Annotated in this window: 18 protein-coding genes; 5 read left to right on the plus strand and 13 right to left on the minus strand. The window is 63.5% G+C overall.

The genetic code is table 11. The annotated features are described in order from the left end of the window. Positions 1-36: 36 nt before the first annotated feature. Complete coding sequence (locus tag AAHK20_RS14200; protein WP_449182096.1) at positions 37-801, plus strand: alpha/beta fold hydrolase; 765 nt, start codon at positions 37-39, stop codon at positions 799-801. A 14-nt stretch (positions 802-815) separates the two neighbouring features. On the opposite strand, the gene chrA is transcribed toward AAHK20_RS14200, so the two are convergent. The 7 genes from chrA to AAHK20_RS14235 all read right to left on the minus strand — a co-directional run bounded on the left by chrA (position 816) and on the right by AAHK20_RS14235 (position 11,366). Beyond that, positions 816-2,054 (minus strand): chromate efflux transporter, encoded by a 1,239-nt coding sequence (gene chrA / locus AAHK20_RS14205; RefSeq protein ID WP_449182097.1) that lies wholly within the window; start codon positions 2,052-2,054, stop codon positions 816-818. A gap of 47 nt (positions 2,055-2,101) precedes the next feature. Next, positions 2,102-3,526 (minus strand): ATP-binding protein, encoded by a 1,425-nt coding sequence (locus AAHK20_RS14210; protein ID WP_449182098.1) that lies wholly within the window; start codon positions 3,524-3,526, stop codon positions 2,102-2,104. Then, the gene (locus AAHK20_RS14215; RefSeq protein WP_449182099.1) at positions 3,523-4,182 is read right to left on the minus strand and encodes a response regulator; all 660 of its coding nucleotides are present in this window, start codon (positions 4,180-4,182) and stop codon (positions 3,523-3,525) included. The genes AAHK20_RS14210 and AAHK20_RS14215 overlap by 4 nt, the downstream gene beginning before the upstream one ends. Positions 4,183-4,200: 18 nt before the next feature. Continuing rightward, on the minus strand, positions 4,201-6,132 hold the full coding sequence (locus AAHK20_RS14220; RefSeq protein ID WP_449182100.1) for a potassium transporter Kup: 1,932 nt from the start codon (positions 6,130-6,132) through the stop codon (positions 4,201-4,203). 284 nt (positions 6,133-6,416) lie between these two features. Further along, complete coding sequence (locus AAHK20_RS14225) at positions 6,417-7,430, minus strand: diguanylate cyclase domain-containing protein (RefSeq protein ID WP_449182101.1); 1,014 nt, start codon at positions 7,428-7,430, stop codon at positions 6,417-6,419. Between the two features lie 138 nt (positions 7,431-7,568). Continuing rightward, entirely contained in the window at positions 7,569-9,014 is a 1,446-nt protein-coding gene (locus tag AAHK20_RS14230; protein WP_449182102.1) for an NAD-dependent succinate-semialdehyde dehydrogenase, read from the minus strand. A 114-nt stretch (positions 9,015-9,128) separates the two neighbouring features. Then, positions 9,129-11,366 (minus strand): SLC26A/SulP transporter family protein, encoded by a 2,238-nt coding sequence (locus AAHK20_RS14235; RefSeq protein WP_449182103.1) that lies wholly within the window; start codon positions 11,364-11,366, stop codon positions 9,129-9,131. 165 nt (positions 11,367-11,531) lie between these two features. Here AAHK20_RS14235 and AAHK20_RS14240 point away from each other — a divergent pair, with 165 nt between their 5' ends. Next, the gene (locus AAHK20_RS14240; RefSeq protein WP_449182104.1) at positions 11,532-14,858 is read left to right on the plus strand and encodes an adenylate/guanylate cyclase domain-containing protein; all 3,327 of its coding nucleotides are present in this window, start codon (positions 11,532-11,534) and stop codon (positions 14,856-14,858) included. 148 nt (positions 14,859-15,006) lie between these two features. Here the strand turns inward: AAHK20_RS14240 and AAHK20_RS14245 are convergent, their stop codons facing one another. The 5 genes from AAHK20_RS14245 to AAHK20_RS14265 all read right to left on the minus strand — a co-directional run bounded on the left by AAHK20_RS14245 (position 15,007) and on the right by AAHK20_RS14265 (position 21,333). Continuing rightward, positions 15,007-17,016: an alkaline phosphatase family protein gene (locus tag AAHK20_RS14245; RefSeq protein WP_449182105.1), complete on the minus strand. Its 2,010-nt coding sequence runs from the start codon at positions 17,014-17,016 to the stop codon at positions 15,007-15,009. Between the two features lie 509 nt (positions 17,017-17,525). Further along, a complete protein-coding gene (locus AAHK20_RS14250; protein WP_449182106.1) occupies positions 17,526-18,551 on the minus strand; it encodes a hypothetical protein in 1,026 nt (341 codons plus the stop codon). Positions 18,552-18,889: 338 nt separating this feature from the next. Beyond that, complete coding sequence (locus AAHK20_RS14255) at positions 18,890-19,366, minus strand: hypothetical protein (RefSeq protein WP_449182107.1); 477 nt, start codon at positions 19,364-19,366, stop codon at positions 18,890-18,892. Positions 19,367-19,383: 17 nt separating this feature from the next. Beyond that, a complete protein-coding gene (locus tag AAHK20_RS14260; protein WP_449182108.1) occupies positions 19,384-20,301 on the minus strand; it encodes a hypothetical protein in 918 nt (305 codons plus the stop codon). Between the two features lie 147 nt (positions 20,302-20,448). Further along, positions 20,449-21,333 carry a LysR family transcriptional regulator gene (locus AAHK20_RS14265; protein ID WP_449182232.1) on the minus strand — a complete coding sequence of 295 codons (885 nt, stop codon included), beginning with the start codon at positions 21,331-21,333 and terminating at the stop codon, positions 20,449-20,451. A gap of 101 nt (positions 21,334-21,434) precedes the next feature. Here AAHK20_RS14265 and AAHK20_RS14270 point away from each other — a divergent pair, with 101 nt between their 5' ends. The 3 genes from AAHK20_RS14270 to AAHK20_RS14280 all read left to right on the plus strand — a co-directional run bounded on the left by AAHK20_RS14270 (position 21,435) and on the right by AAHK20_RS14280 (position 24,332). After that, a complete protein-coding gene (locus AAHK20_RS14270; RefSeq protein WP_449182109.1) occupies positions 21,435-21,878 on the plus strand; it encodes a multidrug/biocide efflux PACE transporter in 444 nt (147 codons plus the stop codon). Positions 21,879-22,075: 197 nt separating this feature from the next. Then, positions 22,076-22,336, plus strand: a complete 261-nt coding sequence (locus AAHK20_RS14275) for a hypothetical protein (protein WP_449182110.1) — start codon at positions 22,076-22,078, stop codon at positions 22,334-22,336. Positions 22,337-22,601: 265 nt separating this feature from the next. Continuing rightward, entirely contained in the window at positions 22,602-24,332 is a 1,731-nt protein-coding gene (locus AAHK20_RS14280) for a tannase/feruloyl esterase family alpha/beta hydrolase (RefSeq protein ID WP_449182233.1), read from the plus strand. Positions 24,333-24,342: 10 nt separating this feature from the next. On the opposite strand, the gene AAHK20_RS14285 is transcribed toward AAHK20_RS14280, so the two are convergent. Beyond that, a complete protein-coding gene (locus tag AAHK20_RS14285) occupies positions 24,343-24,906 on the minus strand; it encodes an acetate uptake transporter (protein WP_449182111.1) in 564 nt (187 codons plus the stop codon). Positions 24,907-25,001 lie beyond the last annotated feature (95 nt).

Genomic DNA, 25,001 nt, shown 5'->3' on the forward strand with positions numbered 1-25,001 from the left:
CGCATGGCGTGTTTCTCTCTTCTTACGGAAGGCTAGATGATCAATACGTTTCATCGCGTGGGGACAGGCCCGCATCCTGTCATCGTCCTGCACGGCTGGTTCGGCGATGCGCGCTCGTTTGCGCCCATGGAATACGCGCTCGATCGCGACACATTCACTTACGTCTTCATGGACTACCGCGGCTACGGGCAAATGAAGTCGGCCCACGGCGACTATTCGATCGACGAAATCGCGCACGACGCGTTGGCGCTCGCCGACGCACTCGGCTTCGACACGTTCAGCCTGATCGGCCATTCGATGGGCGGCATGGCGATCGAGCGCGTGGCGATGCTGGCGCCCAAGCGTGTGCGGATGTTGATTCCCGTGGCGCCGGTGCCGTCATGCGGCGTCGAGTTCGACGATACCCGGCGCACGTTGTTCGAATCGGCGGTCGAGAGAATCGAAAGCCGTCAGGCCATCATCGATCGAAGCACGGGGCATCGCCTTCCTGCTGCATGGGTGCAGGCGAAGGCGATGTATTCGTGGACCCATTCATCAAAGCACGCGTACGGCGCGTACCTCGAGGCATGGAGCAGCGCCAACTTCAGCGACGCGATAAAGGGTGCCCCTTACCCGGTGCGCGTGTTGATCGGCGAGAACGATCCAACTTACAACGCGGCGTTGATGAACGCGACCTACCTCGCTTGGTATCCGGACTCGACGCTGGAAGTCCTGCCGAACGCCGGCCACTATCCGATGGATGAAGTGCCGCTCGCGCTGGTTGCGAGTATCGAGCGCTGCTTGCGGAGCGAAAAAGCCTAGCGCGACACGACTGCTCACTTCCCCATCGCTTCGATCAAGGCTGCCGCTACGCAAAAGACGACGACAACCAGCGGCGGCGCCTTCCAACGCGTCAACAAGCAGAACCCAATCGCCGCGATGACGGCATCGATCTTCGTCACGACTGCGCTCGTCCACACTGGCGAGTACAGCGCGGCGCCCAGCAAGCCCACGACGGCGGCGTTCGTGCCGTTGAGGACCGCGGTCAGCGGCGCACTGGCGCGAAGCCGTTGCCAATAGGGCAGCGTGCCGAGCACCAGCAGCAATCCCGGCAGGAAGATGCCTGCCGTCGCGAGCAATGCGCCGGCCCAATAATGGGGCGCAGCGAGCATTCGCCAGCCAAGAAAAGCGGCGAAAGTGAAGAGCGGGCCGGGCACCGCCTGCGCTGCGCCATATCCGGTGAGAAAGTCGCTTGGCGCGACCCAGCCTGTCGCCACGGTTTGCTGTTGAAGCAGCGGCAGGACGACATGCCCGCCGCCGAACACGAGTGCGCCGGAGCGGTAAAACGCATCGAAGACGGCGAGTGCGTGACTCGGGACAATCGCCGCGATCGCCGGCAGCGCGAAGAGAAGCGCGAAGAAGGCGGCCAAGGCGAGCAACGCGACCGTGTGCGAAACCGGAAATTCCTCCGCCCCAATGAAGCGCGAGCGTTCGGCAGTCGCGCTCGCAGGACGGCAGAGCGCGAACCCAAGCGCCGCGCCCAGGACGATGACGATCAACTGCCCATAGGCGCTGCTCGACAGGCTCGCGCACGCAAGCGCAAGGAGTGCGATAGCCGCGCGCGTGCGATCCGGGCAAAGACGCTTTGCCATGTCCCAGACGGCCTGCGCGACGACCGCGACGGCCACGAGCTTCAGACCGTGAATCAGGCCGGCGCCGAGCGTGCCGTTCAAGTCCGGCGCGATGGCGGCAAAGGCCAGCAGCAGCGCGACCGAAGGCAGCGTGAATCCGCACCACGCGGCCAGGCCGCCGAGCCATCCGGCACGCAACAGACCGATGGAGAACCCCACTTGGCTGCTCGCCGGGCCGGGAAGCAACTGACACAGCGCGACCAGATCCGTGAACGCTTCTTCATCGAGCCAGCCGAGCCGCTCGACGAACTGCCGCCGGAAGTAGCCGAGATGCGCGATGGGACCGCCGAAGCTGGTCAGCCCGAGTTTGAGAAAGACGATCAACACCGTGAGTGCCGAGCGTTGATGTTGTCGTTGTGGATACGGTATCAGCTCAGTTTGCATAGCAAGGCGCTGGAGGGCTTCGAAATCTCATCGCCGATCGGCAACGCTCAAGCTTCCGCCGTCGATGTGGTACGAGCCCGCGTCACGGCAGCGGCAGGAAAGGCAATTTCCGCACTGAGCCCCGCACCGCCGATTCCCGCGTCGAACGTCAATTGCGCGCCGAAGTATTCGACGATGCGCGCCACGATCGACAAGCCCAAGCCGCTGCCGCTCGCTTGCGTGCCCGTGCAGCGGAAGAATCGATCGGTGAGGCGCGCGCGATCCTCGGCGCTTACGCCTGGGCCGTTGTCGCGCACCGTCAGCCGCACCGCTTGGGCTTCGCGCCGTATCGCCACTTCGACACGGCCGCCTGCTTCGCCGTACTTGATGGCGTTGTCGATCAGGTTGTCGAGCAAGATGCCCATCAAGAGCGGGTCGGCGACGACTTCGCAAGGCTCGCTGTCGATCAGCTCGACGTGCATGTCCTTGCGTCGCGCGCCGGGCGCCTTGGCGGCGATTGCGTTGCGTGCGAGTGTCTCCAGCCGGACAGGCGCGGTCGGCAGCGTGGCGTCCTCGTCCAGCCGCGCGAGCAGCAGCAATTGCTCGGCGAGATGCGCGCTGCGATCGACGCCTTGCACCACCCGCTGCATCGCCAACTGTTGCGAAGCCGTGTCCGTCGCGCCGAGCGCGACCTGCGCCTGAACCTTGATCGCGGCGAGCGGCGTTTTCAGTTCGTGCGCGGCGTCGGAGGTGAACGCGCGCTCGCGCTTGATCGATGACGCTAGCCGCGAAAGCAATTGATTGAGCGCGTCGACGAGCGGGCGGACTTCCGCCGGCGTCGGTCCCATTTCGACCGGTTCGAGCTTGCTGGCATCGCGTGTGCGGATCGCGTTCGACAGCATCTTCAGCGGCGCAAGACTGTGGCCGATGCTGAGCCAGACCAGGATCGCAAGGACCGGCAGCGCGAACGCGATCGGCCGCGAGATGCGCTTTGCAGCGCCGGTCGCGAGATCGCTGCGCGTGTTGGCGGGCTCGAGCACGCGCACCGTCCGTCCGCTGGCGGTGTCGCGGAACGTGAAGGTGCGCCACAACTTGCCGCCGAGCGTCATCGTGCGCGCGCCGAGGTTGGGAGGTGTCGCTTCGTCCCACCCTTGCAGCGACGCGAGTTCCGGGCTGCTCGCCACGATGCGGCCGTCGGCGTCGTTCACTTGCAGCAGGATGTCGCGCGGCAGAGCATCTTCGTCATCCTTGGCATTGGTGTGCGTGATGTCGAATTCGTCGCGCGCATCGATGTGCGTCTTCGCCAACGTGGCGAGATCGGCGGGATTCAAGACGGCGAGGAATTGCGCGTATTCGACGAGGCGCGCGTCTTCCCATTCTTCGAGTTCGCGCGCCGCGTGCTGATAGCTCGACACCAACGCGACCGTCCATACGAGCGCGATGCTGGCGAGAATCAGACACACCAGACGGCGGCGTATCGAAGCAGCCATCAAACCTTCTCCATCACATAGCCGATACCGCGCACCGTGGTGATCAGATCCGCGCCGAGCTTCTTGCGCAGATTGGAGACGTGCACCTCGATCGCATTGCTTTCGATTTCCTCTTGCCAGCCATACAAGCTTTCTTCAAGACGCGATTTCGATTGAGGCACGCCTTGATGGGTCAGCAATTGAACGAGCACCGCGATCTCGCGCGCCGTGAGCGGCACGCGCGCGTCGTCGCGCAACACGGTTTGCCCCGCCGGGTCGACCACCAGGCCGCGATAGCGGATCAGTTCGACGCTGCGCCCTTGCGAGCGGCGCAATAGCGCGCGGCTGCGCGCGATGAGCTCGGTGAGATCGAACGGCTTGCCGATATAGTCGTCGGCGCCGGCCTCCAGTCCGTCGACGCGATCGGCGACGGTGCCTTTCGCGGTCAGCACGAGCACCGGCACGTCGTTGCCGGCGTCGCGCAGCCATCGCAGCAGCTCGTTGCCGGACATGAGCGGCAAGCCCAAGTCGAGCACGACGAGCGCATAGGCGGTGGTTTCGAGCGCGAGCATGGCCTTGCGGCCGTCGCGGGCCCAATCGACTGTGAAGCCGGCTTGCCGAAGACCCGCTTCGACGCCGCTGCCAATCAAATCATCGTCTTCAACCAGGAGTATGCGCATGAGTAAGAGGAGTAGGGCCTAGAGCTCCACGCGAGCACCAAGCTCGATCACGCGGTTGGCCGGCAGCTTGAGATATTCCGCGACGTTGCCGACGTTATGCAGCATCACCGCGAACATCTTCTCGCGCCACAGCGCCATGCCGACGTTGGAAACGGGGACCACGCTGGCGCGGCTCAGGAAGTACGACGTTTCGGTCGGGTCGAACGCGAGGCCGAGCGGCTTGCACGCTTCGAGCGCGACCGGCAGATTGACCTCGTCCTTGAAGCCGTAGTGGATCGTGACCTGGTAGCACTCGCACTCGTTGTCGAGCCGTTCCACCGTCGCGCGCTGGCTTGGCGGAACCCACGGGATCTCCTTCGTGCTGACGGTCAGGAACACCACGCGCTGATGAAACACGCGATTGTGGATCAGATTGTTCACGAGTGCATGCGGCACTGTATTGGGACTCGGCGTGAGAAAGATCGCCGTGCCGCCGACGCGCGTCGGCGAGTGCGCGAGCAGCGCGCTCAAGTACGACTTCAATGGCGTGGTGCCGGCGCGCACGCGCGCTTCGGCCAGCATCATTTCCCAGCCGCGTCCCCAGGTGGCCATCACCGTGAACATCACGAGGCCGATCGCGAGCGGGAACCAGCCGCCTTGCACGATCTTGAGCAGGTTGGCCGAGAAGAACGTCGCGTCGATGATGAAGAAGAACACGGTCGCGAACACGCACAGGAACCAGTTGTAGTTCCATGCGTAGCGGATGACGAAGAACGTGAGGCAGGTCGTGATGAGCATCGTGCCGGTCACGGCGATGCCGTAGGCGGACCCGAGCGCGGTCGACGAACCGAAGCCGATCACCGCGGCCACCACTGCGCACAGCAACGCCCAGTTGATGCCGGGCACGTAGATCTGGCCGATTTCCTGCGCCGACGTGTAGACGACGGTCATACGCGGCAGGAAGCCGAGCTGCATGGCTTGCTTCGCCATCGAATAGGTGCCGGAAATCACGGCTTGGGACGCGATGATGGTGGCGATCGTCGAGAGCACGATCATCGGAAACAGCGCCCATTGCGGGAACAGCAGATAGAACGGATTCTGCATGGCCTTGGGATTGGCGAGCAGCAGGGCGCCCTGTCCGAGGTAGTTCAAGGCGAGCGCCGGAAACACGAGACCGAACCACGTGAGGCGGATCGGGTTCGCGCCGAAGTGGCCCATGTCGGCATAGAGCGCTTCGGCGCCGGTCAGCGACAGCACCACCGCGCCGAGCGCGACGAACGCGAGCCAGCGGTGATGCAGGCAGAACGCGAGCCCATGGAATGGATCGAGCGCGGAGAGCACACCGGGTGCGTCCGCGATGTTGACGACCCCGACCACGGCGAGTACAGCGAACCAGACCACCATGATTGGCCCGAACACGGCGCCGATGCCGGCCGTGCCGTGCTTCTGCATGATGAACAACGCGATCAGCGCCGCGAGCGTGACCGGTATCACATAGGTCTTGAGCACCGGCGCGGCGACTTCGAGCCCTTCCACCGCGCTCAACACCGAGATCGCCGGGGTAATCACGCTGTCGCCGAAGAAGAGGGCGGCGCCCATGATGCCGACCATGAGCAGGGTATTGCGCAGCCGCTTGCGCGTCGCCACCGACGACGCCGCGAGCGACAGCAGCGCCATGATCCCGCCTTCGCCGTGGTTGTTCGCGCGCAGAATCAGGGCGACGTACTTGAGCGAAACGACCACCATCAGCGACCAGAAGATCAGCGAGACGATGCCGATCAAATTGAACCGGTTCAGCTCGAGGCCGTTGGCGGGGTCGAAGACGGTTTGCAGCGTGTAGAGCGGACTCGTGCCGATGTCGCCGTACACGACGCCCAGCGCGGCGAGCGCCAGGGCGGGCATGGCCGGTTTGTGCGGCCGAGGCTCGCCGACATGGCCGGCGCCGGAAGTTTCGGTTGCAGGTAGGCTCATGTCTCTCTCCAGATTGACGCTCGCGGCGCAACGGAAGACCGCCTCCGTTTGCGCTGCATGTCGGCTCTGAAAGCTGGTTGTATTGTTCGGTGCTTGGCTTTCTATCTGCAGTTGATCGAAGTATAGGGAAGCGTCGGCGTAAGAACCGTGACGCGTTAAAAAAACGTCAATGCGTCGTAAAGCCTGCGTTGGGCAGGGCGGCGCGCACGCGGCGTGCCTGCCTGGGATCGATGGCGTCTCTTGTCTTAGGAATGCGCCAAGCGCACGGAACGGTCCAGGTCCGCTTAGGCGGGCGCCTTGCGCGCGCGCTTGACCTCGTACATCGCGCGGTCCGCCTGGTCCATGAGCGCCGTCATGTCGGTGCCGTCGTCCGGAAGAATCGCGATGCCGACGCTCACGTCGAGATCGAGCGTCTGCCCCTCGAACTCGAACGGCTCGCGCACGTTCTCCGTCAGCCGCCGGCTTTGCAGCTCGGCGTCGCCGCGGCCCGAGATGCCGTGCAGGATCATCGCGAACTCGTCGCCGCCGACGCGCGCCACGGTATCGGCGCGCCGCGCGCTCTGGCTCATGCGGCGCGCCGCTTCGCAGATGGCGGCGTCGCCCGCGCGATGGCCGTAGCGATCGTTGATCGGCTTCAGGCCGTCCATGTCGAGATTGAGAATGCCGAGCGTGGCGGAACCGCGCAGCGCGACGTGGACCGCTTGCCTCAAGCGGTCATAGAACAGCGCGCGATTGGGCAGCCCGGTGAGGGCGTCGTGCGTGGCCTGCAGATAGAGCTCGCTGGTTTCGTGGCGCGCCGCATGGAACATCGCGGCCGCGATCAGTTCGGACATCAGCTCCAGCGCGCGGATGTCGTCATCGGTGAACGCGCTGACTTCGGGCGCGACCACCTTGAGCACGCCGACGGTCGTGTCGAGATGCTTGAGCGGCGTGACGATCATCGAACGCAGGCCGACCGTGCGGCACGCTTCGCGATCGACGCGCGGATCGAGTTCGGAATCGTCGCAGCGCAGGATCGTCCCTTTCTCGACGCACAGCCCCGAGAGGCTGCCCGCGCGCGAGAGCCGCAAGCCGAGCTGGCCGGCCAGGTTACCCGCCGCGGCGCGATACACCATATCGTCGCCTTCCGCGAGTTCGACGACGGCGCCTTTGGCATGGGTGAGCTTCTGGACGCGCTCGGCCACGAAGGCCATGACGCCGCCGAGGTCGAGGCCGAGCTTGGCGATTTCGGTTTGCGTCCGGACGATTTCGAGCAGGGTCTCGCTGCTGGGCAGCGTGTTGCGGGCTTCTTCGTTCACTGCGTAATCCTGGTCCTTGAGCCTGGTCCTGAATGCTCAACAATTCTCATCGGAGACTGATTGCAACGCGGGCCTTCTCGTCAGATACCGAGAAGGCCCGCGCTTTACCTCATTGAAGCCGGCAGACAGCTGCCGCGCTTATACCGCAGCGACCGTCACCGACTTGGTCACCAAGTAGGCTTCCATCGCTTCCGGTCCGCCTTCCGAGCCGTAGCCCGAATCCTTGACGCCGCCGAACGGCATTTCCGGCCAGGGCGTGGCGGGCTGGTTGATCCACAGCATGCCGACTTCGAGCTGTTGCGACAACAGGTGCACGTTCTTGAACGACTTCGTGAACGCGTAGCCCGCGAGGCCAAAGGGCAGGCGGTTGGCTTCGGCGATCGCCTCTTCGAGCGAATCGACGCCGCGCACCGCCGCGACCGGGCCGAACGGCTCGTTGTTGAAGACGTCGGCTTCGAGCGAGACGTTCGACAGCACCGTCGGCGCGAAGAAGTTGCCTTCCGTGCCGACGCGCTCGCCGCCCGTTTCGACCTTGGCGCCCGTGGCGCGCGCGTCGTCGAGCACCTTGCTCATCGCGGTGAGGCGGCGCGCGTTGGCGAGCGGCCCGAGGTTGGTGCCTTCGGCGAGACCGTCGCCGAGCTTGAGGCCTTCCGCGTGCGCGACGAGCGCCCGCACGAATTCTTCGCGGATGCTGTTGTGCACGAGAAAGCGCGTCGGCGAGATGCAGACTTGGCCCGCGTTGCGGAACTTCGCGCCGCCCGCTGCCTTGACCGCGAGCGCAACGTCGGCATCTTCCGCGACGATGACCGGCGCGTGACCGCCCAACTCCATCGTGGCGCGCTTCATGTGCGAGCCGGCGAGCGCGGCGAGCTGCTTGCCGACCGGCGTCGAGCCCGTGAACGTGACCTTGCGGATCACCGGGTGCGGAATCAGGTAGCCGGAGATTTCGGCCGGATCGCCGAACACGAGGCCGACCACGCCGGCGGGCACGCCCGCATCGACGAACGCTTTCAGCAACGCGGCCGGCGACGCCGGTGTTTCCTCGGGCGCTTTCACGAGGAACGAGCAGCCGCTCGCCAGTGCGGCGGAGAGCTTGCGCACGACTTGGTTGACCGGGAAATTCCACGGCGTGAACGCGGCGACGGGGCCGATCGGCTCCTTCTGCACCGTTTGCTGGACCGCGAGATTGCGCGGCGGCACGATGCGGCCATAGACGCGGCGGCCTTCGTCGGCGAACCATTCGATGATGTCGGCGGCCGACAGCACTTCGATGCGCGATTCGGCAAACGGCTTGCCTTGCTCCATCGTCATCAGGCGCGCCACTTCGTCGGCGCGTTCGCGGAACAGGGCGGCGGCTTTGCGCATCGTGGCCGCGCGCTCGTGGGCCGGCACCTTGCGCCACGTTTCGAAGCCGCGCTGCGCGGCGGCGAGCGCCCGGTCGAGATCGGGAATGCCGGCGTGCGCGACCTTGCCGATCGGCTTGCCAGTCGCGGGATTGATGACGTCAATCGTCTTGCCGCTCAAAGCGTCGCACCATTCGCCGTTGATCAAGAGACGGGTATCGGTGTAGCTCGATGTGACCATGCTGATTTCCTGAAAAGTGGGAGACAACAGGCTGCGTTCGCCATGGAAGCAGCCGAGGGGGGCCTGCGAACAGGACGATCTTATCTGATACGCCGGGACCCCGCGAACCAGCGCTCAATACGCGGCGCGCAACGCTTCGTTCGCGACGGCAAGCCGCGAGGCGATGACCTTGACCAGGAAGCGATGGAATTGCTGCGCGGCGACGGGGTCGTCCTGTTCGAGCGCGAGCAGCGCCGCCAGCGACAAACGCCGCACGCGCGCGGAGGTCTCGGCGAGCACGTCCGCGCTGCGCCGCTGCTGCGTGTACACCGCCATTTCGCCGACGACCGTCCCCGGGCCGAACGAGCGCAGCCGCACCGAGCGCCCGTTGTCGAGCGGCAGCGAAATGGCGACTCGTCCGCGCTCGACGATATAGAGCGCGTCACCCGGCTCGCCGCGCCGAAAGAGCGGCTCGCCTGCTGCCAAATCGCGCACCTCCAGCCGGGCGGACAGCGCGTCGAGCGCCGGGGCCGTGAAGTGCGGCGCGAGCATCGCGTGGAAATCGCCGCCGTCCCGATCGAGCCCCGGCGTGCGCGCATTCGATGCGAGCAACTGGTCTTCGACCCATTCCAGTCCGGCATCGAGCGATTCGAACTCGTGAATGCGCAGCTTGAGCGTGCCGGTTTTCACGAGCAGATCGCGCGAGCGCGACGGCAGCGCGGTCAGCACCAGGTCCGCGTCCGCCGCCGCGCAAAGCTGCCGGAGCTTGACGAAGCTGATCGACACCGAAGCGTCCATGCCATTGGTCGAAGCGAAGTCGAGGACGACGAAGCGCACCGGCGTCGAACCGCGCGCAGCGAGCCGCTCGCGGATGCGCTGCAAGATCGAATTGGCCGTGCCGAAGAACAGAAAGCCTTGCAGGCACAGTCCGCACATCTGCGTGCGGAGCCGATGGAGTTGCTGGGTCTCCTCGATGCTGCGCTCGACGGTCGAGGTGCGCGTGCCGGTGTCGAACTCCATGCGTATGCAAGTGACGCGGCCGTATAGCAGTGTGAACATCACGCATGCCGCGACGACGCCCGCCGCGACTCCTGCGATCACGCCATAGCCCGCGATCACGGCCAGGATGACCGGCACGAGCAAATATTCGTACCAATTGAGCTTCGCATAGGCGCGCACCAGCCATTCCATCAAGAGGCGCAGCCCCATGTAGACCTGCAGCCCGACCAGCACCGGCACCGGAAACAGGGCAGCCAGATCCGGCGAGACGGCCAGCACCACCAGACACGCGAGCGAGGCGAACACCCCCGCGACGCGGGTCGTCGCGCCGGCGCGCGCGTTGAGCATCGAGCGGTTGAACGATTGATAGCCGACCATGCCGCCGAGCAATCCGCTTGCGACGTTGGCGATACCCGCCGCGCGCATCTCGCGATTCAGGTCGATATCCTCGCCGGTCGCCGCGCCGATTGCCGTCGAGTTCATCAGGATCGTGATGGCCGACGCCGAGGTCACCACGAGCGTTTCCGGAAGGTGCGCGCCGATGGCCAGCCAGTCGATGCTCGCCTGCGCGAGCGGCGCCGACAGATGCCATTCGGGAAGGCGAGGCAGATGCATGGCGACGCGCGGCAGCAGCAGTCCCATGCTGCGCGCGTCGTCGGTCGAGAGGCCCGCTGCGTGAAGCAGGACATAGAAGAGCGCAATGCCAAGGGCGAGCACGAGCGGCAAGGCGGCGGCGTGCTTCCAAGTGCGCACCAGGATCGTCGCCAGCGCGCCTACCAGCAGCGCGGGCACCCAGGCGAGCCAGTGCAGATGAACCAGCAGCGCGAGCGTGCGCCAATGCGGCGACTCGCCCGTCAAGACGCGAAACGCCCCGGCCAGCAGCAGGTAGCCCGTGCCGGCCAGAAATCCGCCGACCACGGGGTAGGGGAGAAACTGCAGCGAGCGGCTGCGTTTGGTCGAACCGATCGCATACAGGACGACGCCCGTCACGATCGAGCACAGCGCGATCGCGATCAGCACGGTCAGCAGGAGAGTCTGCGGGGAGCCGCCGTCGGCGCGCACGCTGCTGGCCACGCCCGCCGCGACGCCCGCGAGAAACGCGGTGGCATTGCTGTCGGGCCCGCCGATGTTCAGGCGCATCGAGCTCGTCAAGGCGATCACGAGCGCGGTCACGACGCAGCTGACGAGCGCGGTGGGCACGCCGAGCACGGCATAGCGGGCGAGATCCGCGCTGAAGATCATCGTGCCCAGGCTCATCGCATAGCAGAGCATGACGAGCGTCGAGACCGCGCCGCCCGTCAGATCGCCGAGCAAACCGGAGAAGCGGGAGCTCGAGGGAACCTCGGAGACGGAACCGGTGGTGCCGGGCTTCATGGCGATCTCCGGTGAGAGGAGACGGCGGACGGGGGGCGCGTTTCAGTATCCGTCCGCACTTTTCAGTCTGTCAATTTCCATACGGCGGGCTTGGCGAGGTCCTACACTGGGTAGCACTGGGTGGGCGAAGGGCGTGCCGCGCGGCACCGGAGACAGGCGACGGCGATGGACATCGGGCAATGGCTGGCGGGATTGGGCCTCGAGCAATACGCACAGGCGTTCGGCGAGAACGACATCGACCTGTCGATGCTGCCGCAACTGACCGATGCGGATCTGAAAGAGCTCGGGGTCCAGTCGCTCGGCCATCGCAAGCGGATCCTCGCCGCCGCCGCGCAACGTTCGGCATTATCACCCGCCGCTACGGCTTCCGTGCCCGCCGCCGGAGTGCCGGCCACCGGAGCGCCGGCCGCCGCATCCGCTCCGCCGGTGGACGAGCGCCGGCAAGTCACCATCCTCTTTGCCGACCTCTGCGGCTACACCGCGCTTTCGCAATCGCTCGACCCGGAAGAATTGCGCGAGCTGATCGGCCGCTATACCGCGCTGGTCGACGGCATCGTGCTCGCGTATGGCGGCACCGTCGACAAGCACATCGGCGACGCCGTGATGGCGCTGTTCGGCGCGCCTCGCGCGCACGACACCGACCCGCTGCGCGCCGCGCGCGCCGCGCTCGATATCCACGAGGCGCTCGCCCAACTGAGCGCGCGCACGGAGCGGCAATTGCAGGCGCACGTGGGCATCGCGAGCGGCGAAGTGGTCGCGGGGTCGCTCGGCCGCGCCGACGCTCAGGACTACACGGTGCACGGCGATCCGGTCAATCTGGCCGCGCGGCTCGTGGCCGCCGCGCGCGGCGGAGAGACGCTGCTTTCCGACGACGTGCGGCGCGCGATCGGCGAGAGCGCGCTGTGCGAGCCAGCCGGCGACATGCGCTTCAAGGGCATCGATGAACCGGTGCACTGCTGGCGGCTTTCCAGCATTGCGACCGATGCGGCAGCGGTGAGCCGCAGCCGCTTCATCGGCCGCCATGCCGAGCTTGATCAATTCCGCGGCATCGTCCACGCGTGTCTCGAGCAGCGGGCCGGCCACGTCGTCTATGTGCGCGGCGAGGCGGGCATCGGCAAGACGCGGCTCGTCGACGAGATGCGCGGCCATGTCGAGGCGCAGGGCTTCGAAGTCCATCGCGGCCTGGTGCTGGACTTCGGCGTCGGCAAGGGGCAGGGGCCCGTGCACGCGATCGTCGAGAGTCTGCTCGGCCTGCCGCGCGCCGCGCCGAGCGAGACGCGGCAAGCGGCGGCCGAGCGCGTCGCCGCGGAGGGCGTCATCAAGCCCGAACAGCTGGTATTCCTGCACGACCTGCTCGGCCTGCCGCAAACGAGCGAATGGCGGACCCTTTACGACGCGATGGATCACGGCGCGCGCAAGCGCGGCAAGGAGGCGCTCGTCGCGCGGCTCACCGAGGACGCCTGCCGGCGCGCGGCCATCATGATCGTGGTCGAAGACGTGCATTGGGCCGACCAGCAGGTGCTCGACTTTCTGGCCGCGTTCGCCGCGGGCGTCGGCAACGGGCCGGGCCTCGTCGTCATGACCTCGCGCGTCGAAGGCGATCCGCTCGATGCGGCATGGCGCGCGCGCTGCCGCGACATCCCGTTTGCCACCCTCGATCTCGGGCCGTTGCGCAAGGAGGAGGCGCTCTCGCTCGCGGGCAACTTCATCGATGCGACCCAGCGCGTCGCGCTGGCGTGCATCGAGCGCGCGGGCGGCAATCCGCTCTTTCTCGAGCAACTGTTGCGCAATGCCGAGGAGGGCAGCGGCAAGACCGTCCCGGCTTCGATCCAGAGTCTCGTGCTCGCGCGCATGGACAGGCTGTCGCCGCGCGACCGCCTGGCATTTCAGGCAGCAGCCGTGATTGGCCAGCGCTTCGACCTTGCCTTGCTGCGGCAGCTCATTGTCGAACCGGATTACGTCTGCGATGGGCTGCTCGCCAACGCGCTCGTGTTGCCGGAGGGGGACGATTACCTGTTCGCGCACGCCTTGATTCAGGAGGGCGCGTATTCGACGCTCTTGCGAACCCGCCGGCGCGAATTGCATCTGCGCGCGGCCGACTGGTTCGCCGCGAGCGACCCGACGCTTCACGCCCAGCATCTCGACCGCGCGGAGGACGCGCGCGCCCCGCAGGCATATCTCGACGCCGCTGTCGCGCAGCGCGCGGCGCATCTTGCCGAGGCCGCTCTGCGTCTGACTGAACGGGGCCTGGAGATTGCGAAAACGGATGCGGACCGCCACGCGCTGAGCTGCTTGATGGGCGACCTGCAGCGGGACTTGGGCGCCATCGAGGCATCGATCGCCACGTATCGCGCGGCGCTTGCCGCCGCTGCCGATGACGTGAGCCGCTGTCGCTGCCAGCTCGGACTCGCGGAGGGCTTGCGCGTGAACGAGGGGCTCGACGAAGCGCTCACGCTGTTGGACGCCTCGCAACAGGTCGCCGAGCGCGAGGATCAGGTGGCGGAACTCGCGCGCCTGCATCATCTGCGCGGCAACATTCTGTTTCCCCTCGGCAGGATCGAGGATTGCGTCGCCGAGCACGAACGGGGCCTAGCTTACGCCCGGCGCCTGGGCTTGCCCGAAGCGGAGGCGCGCGCGCTCGGCGGACTCGGGGATGCCGCCTATGCGCAAGGACGCATGCGGACCGCTTTCGAGCACTTCAGCCGCTGCGTCGCCTTGAGCCGGGAACACGGCTTCGGACGGATCGAGGTCGCCAATCGTTCGATGCAAGGCTTCAGCCGCATCTATCTGAACGAGGCGCGGCAGGCGCGCGAGGACACCGCCGCGGCCTCACGCGCCGCCGAACTGATTGGCCAGCCGCGGGCGCAAATGCTGTGCGAAACGCTCGGCGTGTTCTCGTGTCACGAACTGGGGGACAGCGAGGCGACCCAAATCCATCTCGAACAGGAAATGCGTCTGATCCGGCAGCTTGGCGCGCGCCGTTTCGAGGCGCAGAACCTGGAGCTGCGAGCGCGGATGCTGCTCGATTGCGGGCGGCGGCGCGAGGCCGTTCATCTGTTGCAGGGATCGCTCGACATCTGCCGCGAAGTGGGTACGCAGTTCACCGGGCCGAAAGCCGTGGGCGCGCTTTGCCGTGCCGTCGAGGACGATGCCGAGCGCGTCCGGCTTCTTGCCGAAGGCACGGATCTGCTGCGGCGCGGCGCGGTTGGCCACAACCACCTCTGGTTCTACCGCGACGCCATCGAGGCGTCGCTATCGATGGGCGATGTGGACGGTGTGGCGCGCTACGCGCAAGGTCTCGAAGACTACACGCGCGGCGAACCGCTGCCTTGGGCGGCGCTGTTCGTGGCCCGCGGGCGCGCTCTCGCCCGCGCGCTAGAGAGGCCCGGCGACGCGGACGCGCGGTGCGAACTCGAGCGCGTGCGCGAGGCGGTGCTCGCGGCTGGATTCAAGAGCTACCTTGCTTCGATGGATGCGGCGCTCGCTGCCTGACTTCGGCTTGCCGCTGAAGGCGGGTATCCGGTCCGCGCAAAAAAAGACGGCGTAACTCGGAGAGCACCGAGTCACGCCGATCAAATCAAATGAAACACTTTTCTGCTTGGCTCAGAACGGCAGCATGCCGACCGGGCCATTGCCCCATTTAGTTGCCCTGGTCGCCCTGGTCATCCTGATCGCCCTTGCCGTGGTGACCGGACGACGCGAAGCGGAACGCGTCGAACAGATCGTCGAGCGCCGGCGAGTTGGTCGGCACATACGGATTCGACGGCAACTGCTTCGGATTCGGCAGATTGTCCCGGCTGCGCGAGGTGATCGGACCCAGCGACCAGTTGCGCTCGATGAACTTGACGAGCGAAACGTGATCCGCGTAGTCGTGCACGACACGCCCGCCGCGCGAATACGGCGACACGACGATCAGCGGGATGCGCGGGCCGTCGCCGAAGAAGTCGACCGGCTGGATGTAGCCCGAATCGTAGTAGCCGCCGCCCTCGTCGGTCGTGATGAAGATCGCCGTCGACTCCCACAGTTTCGGGTTCGACTGCACGAGATCGATGATCTGATGCACGAAGCCTTCATACAGGCCGAACTTCGACGACGACGGGTGCCCGTCGAGCAATCCGCCCGGCTTCACGAACGAAACCGCGGGCAGCGTGCCGTTCTTGATGTCCGAGTACAGGTTGGGCGTGTCCTGCAGGTGCTGCGAAACGATCGTCGGATTCGTCATGATCGCCGTTTCGTACAGGAACGGATTGCAGATATTGCAGTAGACGCTCGTCGACGGACTCGTGATGAAGGTGCCCCAGCCTTCGCCGTAGTACTTCCACGAGACGTTCTTCGCGAGCAGCGTGTCGGCGATCGTCTTCACCGGCGAAGGCGGAATCGTGAACGTGCTCGTGTTCACGGTGCCGTCGCCGTTGTAGCCCGGGTTGTAGTTGTTGAGGAGGTAGTACGTGCCCGCTGCGCAGTTCGCGTTCGGGTGATAAGGCAGCGAATCGAGGTAATGCCGAAGTGCGCCGACCCCCGGCTGGCTCGTGTCCGAGCAGTTGCTGTAGGTGCCGCCCGAATAGCCGTCCTGCGTGTACCAGTTATTCGTGCCCTTCAGCGGATGCGGATTTTCGATTTCGTTGCTCGGCGGCGTGGCCACGTGGCCGTTGCCGTCGGTGTAGTAGAGCGCGTCAGCGGTGCCGATCATGATGCTGTTGGCCCCCGTGCCGCCCATCACCGGCTGGTGATAGTTGTCGCTGATCGTGTAGTGACGCGCGAGGTCCGTGAAGTACGGCATGTCGCCGGTGTTCACGTTGTAGAAGCCGAGCGCGGTGGCCCCTTCATGGGTCGTCTCGTCGTTGAAGTTCGCCGGCAGCGGGTTGCCGTTCGAGCCCGCGCCGATCGTCGTCTCGACCCACGCGAACAAGTCCATCTTGCAGCCGCTCGGGTTGTCGAAGGTCGCATCGTTGACGTTGCAGTCCGATTGCTGCCAGTTCTGGTAGAAGCGGTGCACCGGGCTGTTCATGTACTGGTCGTAGTTGGGGCCGACCTTCGAGATTTGATACGGGCCGTTCGCCAGGTTGTGCGTGTTCGAGCCGAAGCGCGTATCGACGGAGTCGGGCGCCAGGCCCGTCGCGCCGGTCGTCAAGTGGAAGAGGTCCGGCGTTTCGAGGGCGTAGCCCTCGGCGGCTTGCGCAGCGGCAAGCGTCGCGAACGGCGGCGGGTTGGTGTCGCTTGCCGCTTGCGGCGCGCCGCCCGTGTTCGGCGCGGGCAGGTTGGGATAGGGCTTCTTGTGTCCCGGGCTCAAGTCGAAGCGCGACGGGTTCGTCGCTTCGGCCGTGTTTTGCGCGGCGAGCCAGAAGTTGGGACCCTGCGAGCCGTCGGCGTTGATGATGCCCTTCGACAGCAGGTTCGACACGGTCTGGCCATGACGCGGCTGATAGGCGCCGAAGACATGATCGAACGTGCGATTTTCGCCGACGATCACGATGACGTGCTTGATCGGCGAAACGGTGTTGGCCGATGCGTCGGCGGGCGATTGCGTCTGGGGTTGCGATTGGCTTTCCGCAAGCGATGGAAAGACGGCGCTGCTAATCGCCAGGACGGCAGCACCGCATAGCAATGCGGCATGCCTTAAAGGCACGCTGAATTGGCGTTCTCGCTTCATGAACTTCTCCGTTGACGTGGTGCGCTTGGGGGGGCACTGCGTATGCAAGCACCATTGCGGTGCCTGAGATTTCTTACGGCTTGTTACCACGGAGAAAGTTAGAGGCCGGCTGTGACGATGCGGAGACGGAAACGTGTCGAGTTCGTGGTGGTCTTGTGACGCAACTGACGATTGGCTTGGGGGTGGCTTACAGGGGGGCGTCTTGGGCGGCCGATCGTGGCGTGACTGGCGGGGTGTACAAAACGATGGGCGCAAGTGCGCATCACGTCTGACGGGGTAAAACAAATGTGCGTGAGCAATCCTGCTCAGGGGCGGCCAAGCAGAATTCGCCGGACTCCGTTAGACACTTCGCGTCCAATGGCGGCTAGTTGCGTGGCTATGAAAGGGCTTTCGGAAATGAAAAAGGCTACAGTATTTTGCCGTAGCCCTTTAATTCTTCGGGAAATTCACTGAAAAAATCTGGAGAGAGTGCTGGGATCGAATCAGTGACTCTTGCCGCGTGAAGGCTTTTATTTTAACTTGTCGTATAGGTAGTTTGCAGCCAAGCCGAGGATTAATGTCAAAACCATTGACCCAAGAATGCCAATCATTCGACGATTCAGCTTTTTCTCGACCTCAACTTTATTTTTCTCGCTTGCCTTCGAAATCAAAATGAACGATGGCGCCGGTTGAGCTATGTTAATGCCAAGGAAGGCCACAAATGCGCCAATTCCCAGGGAAATCAGAAATGAAGAGAGGAAGCCAAAGCGTTGGTCATCAATTTGGGACTCTGCGTGCATTAAAAGCATATTTAATTTTTCGTTCAAAATATCTGGACTAACCGCCTTAGAGCTCATCAGGGCAGCGGCCTTTTTAAGTATTATGGAGTCTGGGCTCGAAGTCCTCCAATTGCTGATGAACATCGATATCGCAAAGCAAAGCGGAAATAGCAGACTAGTAAACGGTAGAAATATGGATCTCAGTGTTTTCTTGATCTTGTTTTCGGCGGTTTGAACTAGTTCGAATTCTTTCGCTAGCAAATTGAGAATGTCATCTCCCCACGTCCGCTCAGTATGTCTTATTTCTAGATTTAACTCCCCAATTGGCATTTTTGTGAAGAAGCTTTCAATAAAGGAAAGCTTATTTTCGTTTGTTTTAAATACGATTGTTACTTGTTGTTTTTCTGGTGAGTTTTTGCCTGGAAACTGAATAAGCAAAGAAATATCAAGTTTCACGCTGACGCATACGACGTTTTGCGTTTCAGAGAAGTGCTCGAAGGATTTTAATGTTGAAATCTTCCGAGTCAAGCCGCCTCGATAGTCTATTGTTGCCTCAAAGGTTAGTGGCTCCGCTACATTTTGTTGTGCCACTCTTTGCGTAATAAGTGAAGTTAAATGAATTAGCCACGCATGATCAATCGAGAATGCCGACTCCGTCTTCTTTTCGAGCGTCTGCGGTTGGCCGAGTAAGCCAGAAATAAAATCACCAAGAGACTTTTTGGTCGCTTGTAGGTTGATATCCTGATTTTCCACCGAAATTTTAAGAATGTCGGTCATGATTCTTATGGTTGAGATTGAAAACGCCGCGACGGTTGCGGCCCCCTGTCTTGAGGCTATTATCGATTGGCGCTGACATAGTCGGCAACTTTCTTTTACCTGCCCTCGGCAAACAGGGCCAGTCGGAGCCTAGTAAAGTTCAAAAAGGACTTTGCTAGAAGCTGACGGACCCGAACGAAAGGGGCAGGTGAAGGATCCTCGCCTGTAATTCAGCTGGCCAAAGAGGGGTTGAATGCAAGGCGCAGACTATTGTCCGGCGTTGCTTTTGGAGTCTGGGTCCAGCTTCTAGCAACGTGTCGTGAATACGTGCTTGCGCGTGTGCTATCTGCTGTTCGCCGCTATTCCTTAGAGGACGGATCGTCGTTGTTCAGTTCGTTCGTAGCTTGACGGTGAATCCAGATGTCTTTGCAATGCACGGCCACTTCAGCTCCACATGAGGGTTCAAGTACAAACAGCGCTTCTAGCCCCTTGCCAAAGCCTTGCGCATGCCCAAGTGCGGCTTTGTCATCGATCGCCGTAGCGGTGGCGTCATCCCTGCTGCTGACCCATTGGAGCCACGAGCGGGTCTCGGTAGGCGAAAAGCGATAGAGAGGCGAAATCAATAGCCTCGAAACAACGTTCTGTTCGGCAAAGTCCACGATGCGTTGCGCCATAACGCCAGTAAAAGAAAGCGATCCGATTTCCCCATTCACTCGTCGAAAATGCAGCGTGAGTGTGTAGTCGTCTGGGCGATGTTCAATGCCGATAAGTTCTGCGTCATGAAAGCTGGGCAGGCTGGTAATGTCTTTAACGTTGGTGCGTTCGCTATGCGTCATGTTTGTTAGCTCCTGAATCACGGAAGGATCGACATCGGCAACCCTGGTCCACGCCGTGGCTTTCCGGTGAACGGATCAATGGCCCAGTTGTGAGCGTGTGGAATGCCTTGTCCGTGGTCATGATCGAAGTCGAAATCGACAACCGGTTTCCCATTGCCCCCGTAAAGCCGCATTTGGCCGCTGCCAGGGTTTGTGTACCAGGTGCCCGGTGCCCCCTCGTTGGGTGTTTTCGCTAGAGTGAACGAATCACCTAATCCGGAGGTATCTAGCGGTTGGTACTCAAACGGTTGCGCACCGCCCAGCGGCGTTTCCGAATCAATGGCCGCATTGTCTGGACCAATATCCGATAGATCCGGCACGCCGTACTTGCTGATCCAGCCCGCTTTCGAAAACAAGATCGAACTGGCGAGCGGCACGGCGCGAAACATCGCTTGCATGAAGCCGGCATTGATACCGTCCATCATGGCTTGAATCTCGGCCGAGGTGGATCGCTCGGCGTGCAGCCGCTCAAGCTGCGCAAGGTAGCGATCCTTGAGCGATACGAACGGCGTGTCGTCGTAGTTCTCCACACCCCAGAACGACGATTGCGCTGATGCTGCGGGTGCTCCAATACTACCGCCGCGAGGCGCGTCTTCGGGAATCACGATCACGCTGCCGCCGCGTACCATCTCGAACAACGTATCGACAACCTCGAGGTCGGTGCCGGATTTCGACAGCCGGTCGTGCCAGTGGAAATTCTCACCAAGGAAGGCGCGAATGCGCTTCACCAGATCTACATCGCCGGCCCACACCTCGGGATAGGCGGACATGACGAATTTCTTGCCCGAGTCCGCCGCTTGCTTGCGATCTTCCTCGGTTTCGAACCTCATGTAGCGTTCGTCGCTCTGGTACAGCATGTAGCGATGCCAGGAGTCTGTCTTGAGTTCAGTTGCCATGTGATTGCTCGCTGTAGACAACAAGCGAACCAGCCTAGCGCACGGGTGGAATCGTCAATCTCAAAATGACGGCCGCCGAGCCATCGAGCGAAATTGCTCGACTTCCTCTTCCAAGCTTCCACAGCACGTGACGCGCGACAACCTCCCTCACCCCGCCAACATCCTCTCCAACAACCAAGCCCCCGCAGCCCCCAACGGCCGCTTGCGCGACCACACCGCATCCACCAGCACACGCCTCGGCCAGCCGCGCGCACGCACCTCATGCAGCCGGCCGGCCGCGAAATGTTCGACCAGCCAGCGCGGCAGTTCAGCCCAACCGAAGCCCAGCCTGGCCATTTCAAGCAGCATCAGATAGCTTGGCGCGGACCAGCGGCGCGCACTTCCCACTCGGTGCGCGTCGCTGTTTGTGCCGCTCGGGTTGACGAAGGTGTTGAGCCGCAGCTCGCGCACGTCGCGCAGCGCGGCGTGCGGCACCTCGGCATCGCCATAGGCCGCGAGCGGATGCTGCAGGCCGACGAAGACGCCAATCTCCGATTGCTCGGCAATCGCCGCCGTGCCGATGTCAGGCGGGTAGTCCGCGCGCGCCGTCATCAGCCCGAGTTGGGCCCGGTCCTGCTGGATCAGGTCCAGCACGTCCTCATGCTCGGCGATCAGGTATTCGAGTTCGAGATCGGGAAAGCGCTGCTCGAGTGCGACCAGCGTGTCTTCGTAACGGTCGGAGTAATAGGTGTCGGAGACGGCCACGGTGAGCCGCACCTCCTGCCCGCCGGCGATCTGCGCGGCGAGGCGGTCCATCTGCTCGCTGGCGTCGAGAATGCGTCGCGCCTGGGACAGCATGGCGCGCCCGGCCTCGGTCAGGGTGGGCTGGCGCGTGGCGCGGTCGAACAGCGTCAGGCCGAGGTCGATTTCCAGCGAGGCGATCGCTTCGCTGATCGTCGATTGTCGTTTGCCGAGCTTGCGCGCCGCTGCGGAAAACGAACCGAGCGCGGCGGCCTCGGCAAAGGCCAGCAAGGCTTCGGGCGAATGGCGCATGACCCGCTCCTTCGATATATCGGAAAAACCGATGATATCGAACTGGATTGTGCCGATCAAACCGATAACATGGCACCCATTGGTTTGATGGAGCTTGTGTCATGAGTGCTTTGAGAAAATCCCCGGCCGAACGTGTCGTCCACGCGCTGGCTTTTGAAGCGATCGCGACCGTGATTTGCGCGCCCGCGCTCTCGTTGATCATGGATAAGCCGCTCGCCCAAGCGGGCGCGATGACGATCATGTTTGCGCTGGTGGCGATGACTTGGAACATCGTGTTCAACGCGGGCTTCGATCGCCTCGAAAAGCGCTTTGGTTTCCGGCGCACGATCGCCGTGCGCATCGCACACGCGTGCGCGTTCGAAGGCGGATTGATCGTGTTCCTGGTGCCGGTCGCTGCGTGGTGGATGAACGTCGGTCTGCTGGAGGCGCTGATGCTCGACATCGGCATCATGCTGTTCTTCCTGCCGTACACGTTCTTCTACAACCTGGCCTATGACCATCTGCGCGCGCGTTGGATGGCGCGGCGCATGCAAACGGTCGCTTGATGTTCGTGCGTGAGAACGCGCCGCTTGGCGGTCAGCGCGTGCGCGATGCCGAGCGGCGCCGCACGTAGAGATTGTGAAGAGCGCTGATCAGCAATTGAAATAAGACATCCTGAATGAGTCGATAGCCCGACATTCGAGCTGCCCCGGGCTGATCTGTCGCCACTCGCCGGGTTTCGATTGCAGTTAGACTATTCGTTATGAACAAGTGCCGTTACTGCGGAAAAGTCCGTGACGAATGGGACTGCCATGGGCAGGAATGCCGCACGGCCATCGCCAAGGCATTGCGGCGTCAGCGCTCGGGCCTGCCGATGGTGCACGATGTCATCCGCAACGAAATTCGTCCTGGCGCGACGACGGGCGAGGTGATCGTCGTCTTGTCGCGCCAACGCATGCGCGCTCGCCGCGGCAACGAAGAGCGGCGCGAACGCAAAGCCATCGAAGACGGCGACGGCGAGTAATTCGCGCGTCGGCCGCCCTGGCGCATGCGTGCCGCATCCACGAATAACGTATCGATCGATTCATTCCGCTTTCATTGACGGACGGAACGGTCATGTTCATTGCGTCCGCGCATTGCATCCGCTCATTGCATCGGATTAACGGCGATTTAAATAATCCGCATATCGACCGCATTGCGCATGATGCGTCGAATCTGAATATTCGCCCGTATTGCCGCGAATTCCGCGATTAGAATCATTCCAATTCATTTCCGGAGACAACGGCATGATGGTCCGATTCGCTATTTCGCCGGCTAATTGCCGCCGCATGTTGGGCGTGATCGCGAGCGCAGCGCTTTCGCTCACGTTGGTCGGCTGCGGTGTGACTCATGTGACCGGCACACAGCCCGCGACGCCGTTGCCTTGCAGCCAACTGGCGGGTGTCGCGGTGCCCGCGTCCGCGATCGGACTGCCGACCTCCGGTGCGCTCGTTACCGCCGCTACCACGGTGGCCGCTTCCGGCGTCGGCGCGAGCAAGACCCCGGAATATTGCAAAGTGCTAGGAAGCATCAAGCCAGTGGACCCAGCGGCCCCGCCGATCAACTTCGAGATCGACATGCCGACGAATTGGAACAAGAAGGTCATGATGTTCGGCGGCGGTGGCTATGACGGCGCGATTCCGGCGACTGCGGTCAACGTTCCGGCCGGGCCGCTTGATCAGCCGACACCGCTTGGCCGAGGCTACGCGGTGTTCGCAAGCGATTCGGGGCATCAATCGGCGAGCAAACTCAACATCGAAGACGGCTCGTTCGGCGTCAACGACGAGGCGCTGCGCAACTTTTCGGGCGACGCGCTCAAGAAAACGCGCGACGCCGCGATCTATCTGATCGACGCGCGCTACGCGGTCAACAAGCCGGACCGGGCCTACTTCGCCGGCGGATCGTCCGGCGGGCGCGAGGCGCTCGCGGTCGTGCAGCGCTGGCCGCAGGATTGGGATGGTGCGATCGCGCTGTATCCCGCCTGGAACGCGGCATCGCTCGATCTTCAGTTCGGGCGCATCACGCGCGCGTTTGCGGCGTCGGGCGCCTACTTGAACCCGGCCAAGCGCAAGACGCTCTACGACGCCGTGATGGCCACATGCGACGGCCTCGATGGCGTCAAGGACGGCATCATCAGCAACGTTGCCGCTTGCCGTGCGAAGTTCAATCCGCGCAAGGCGACATTGCATGGCAAGCCGCTGCGCTGTCGTGGCGGTGCGGATACCGGCGATACGTGTTTGTCCGACGCGCAGATCGCGGCATTGAACGTCTACAACACGCCGATCACGTTCGACTATCCGCTCGCGAGCGGCGAGACCCAGTATCCCGGTTTCAACGTGTACGGCGCCGATCTGGGGATGGCGGGCACGACGCCCGAGCAGACAAGAATGCGATTGCTCACGATGGGTGTCTCACAACCGGCGCATCCGATGCCGGCCGATGCGCCGTTCCTGAGCGTGTTCTGGGACCAGTGGATTCGCTACTTCGTCACGCGCGATCTGGGCTATGACTCGCTGAGCGTCGATCCTCAGCGTCCCGGTCCGCTGCAAGCGCGCATCAGCGAACTGACGGCATTGCAGGACGTGAACCAGACCGATCTGTCGGCGTTCGCCGCGAAAGGCGGCAAGCTCTTGATCGCACACGGCACGTCCGACGTGGTGGTGAGCACGCGCGCGACCGAGCAGTATTTCCAGCGTTTGCAGACGACGATGGGGGCGGCGAAGGTCCGCGAGTTCGCGCGTTACTACGAGATTCCCGGCTACGGTCACGCGGTCGGCACGGCGTTCAACGCCGCGTGGGACTCGCTGACGACGCTCGAGAACTGGGTGGAGAAAGGCGTCGCGCCGCCGCCGCAGATCGTCGCCGACACCTACGGCGTGCCGGGCCGCGCGCGGCCTCTGTGCGAATACCCGGCTTGGCCGAAATACGCAGGCTCGGGCGACGTCGACGCCGCGTCGAGCTTTGCGTGCGCGCTGCGTTGAACGAGGGGTATCAGCCTTTCGCGACGACGCCCACCGGCAGCACCGTGCGGCCATGCGCTTCGTTGATGACTTCGGCCGCCGACAGATAGAACGCGAGCACCGCGGTCACGAGACCGGCATAGCCGCCTGCGCAGTGCAGCGCGGCGAGGCCGGTCCATTCGCCCGCGGCGAGCAGGAAGAACGTGATCCACAGAGCGAGGAACACGAACTGCAATGCGCGCGGCGAGCGGAACGTCGCGACCCACATATAGAGCGTGAACACGCCCCACATGAACAGATACCAGCCTACGAACGCGGCGGGCACCTTGTCGTGAAGGAACAGCACGAAGAGCGCGAACGACCACCAGAACGCGCCATAGCTCACGAATGCCGTGGTGCCGAAGGTATTGCCGCGCGGGATTTCCGCGATCCCGGCAATCACTTGCGCGGAGCCGCCGAACGCGAGCGCGACGGCGAGCACCATGTTCATCGAGTCGCCGCTGAACCAGCCGGCGTTGATCATGCTGAGCAGCCACGTCGTCAGCGCGAAAGCGGCGAGACCTAGCGCGGCGGGGTTGGACGTCTTGGTGTTCATGAACGAAACTCTCCAAAGGAATGGGGGTGACGCAGAGTTTTGCGACACGAACGCGGAGCGGCTTAAGCCGCTATCACAAAACGCTTGATGCACAT

Source organism: Trinickia camelliae (assembly GCF_053525655.1).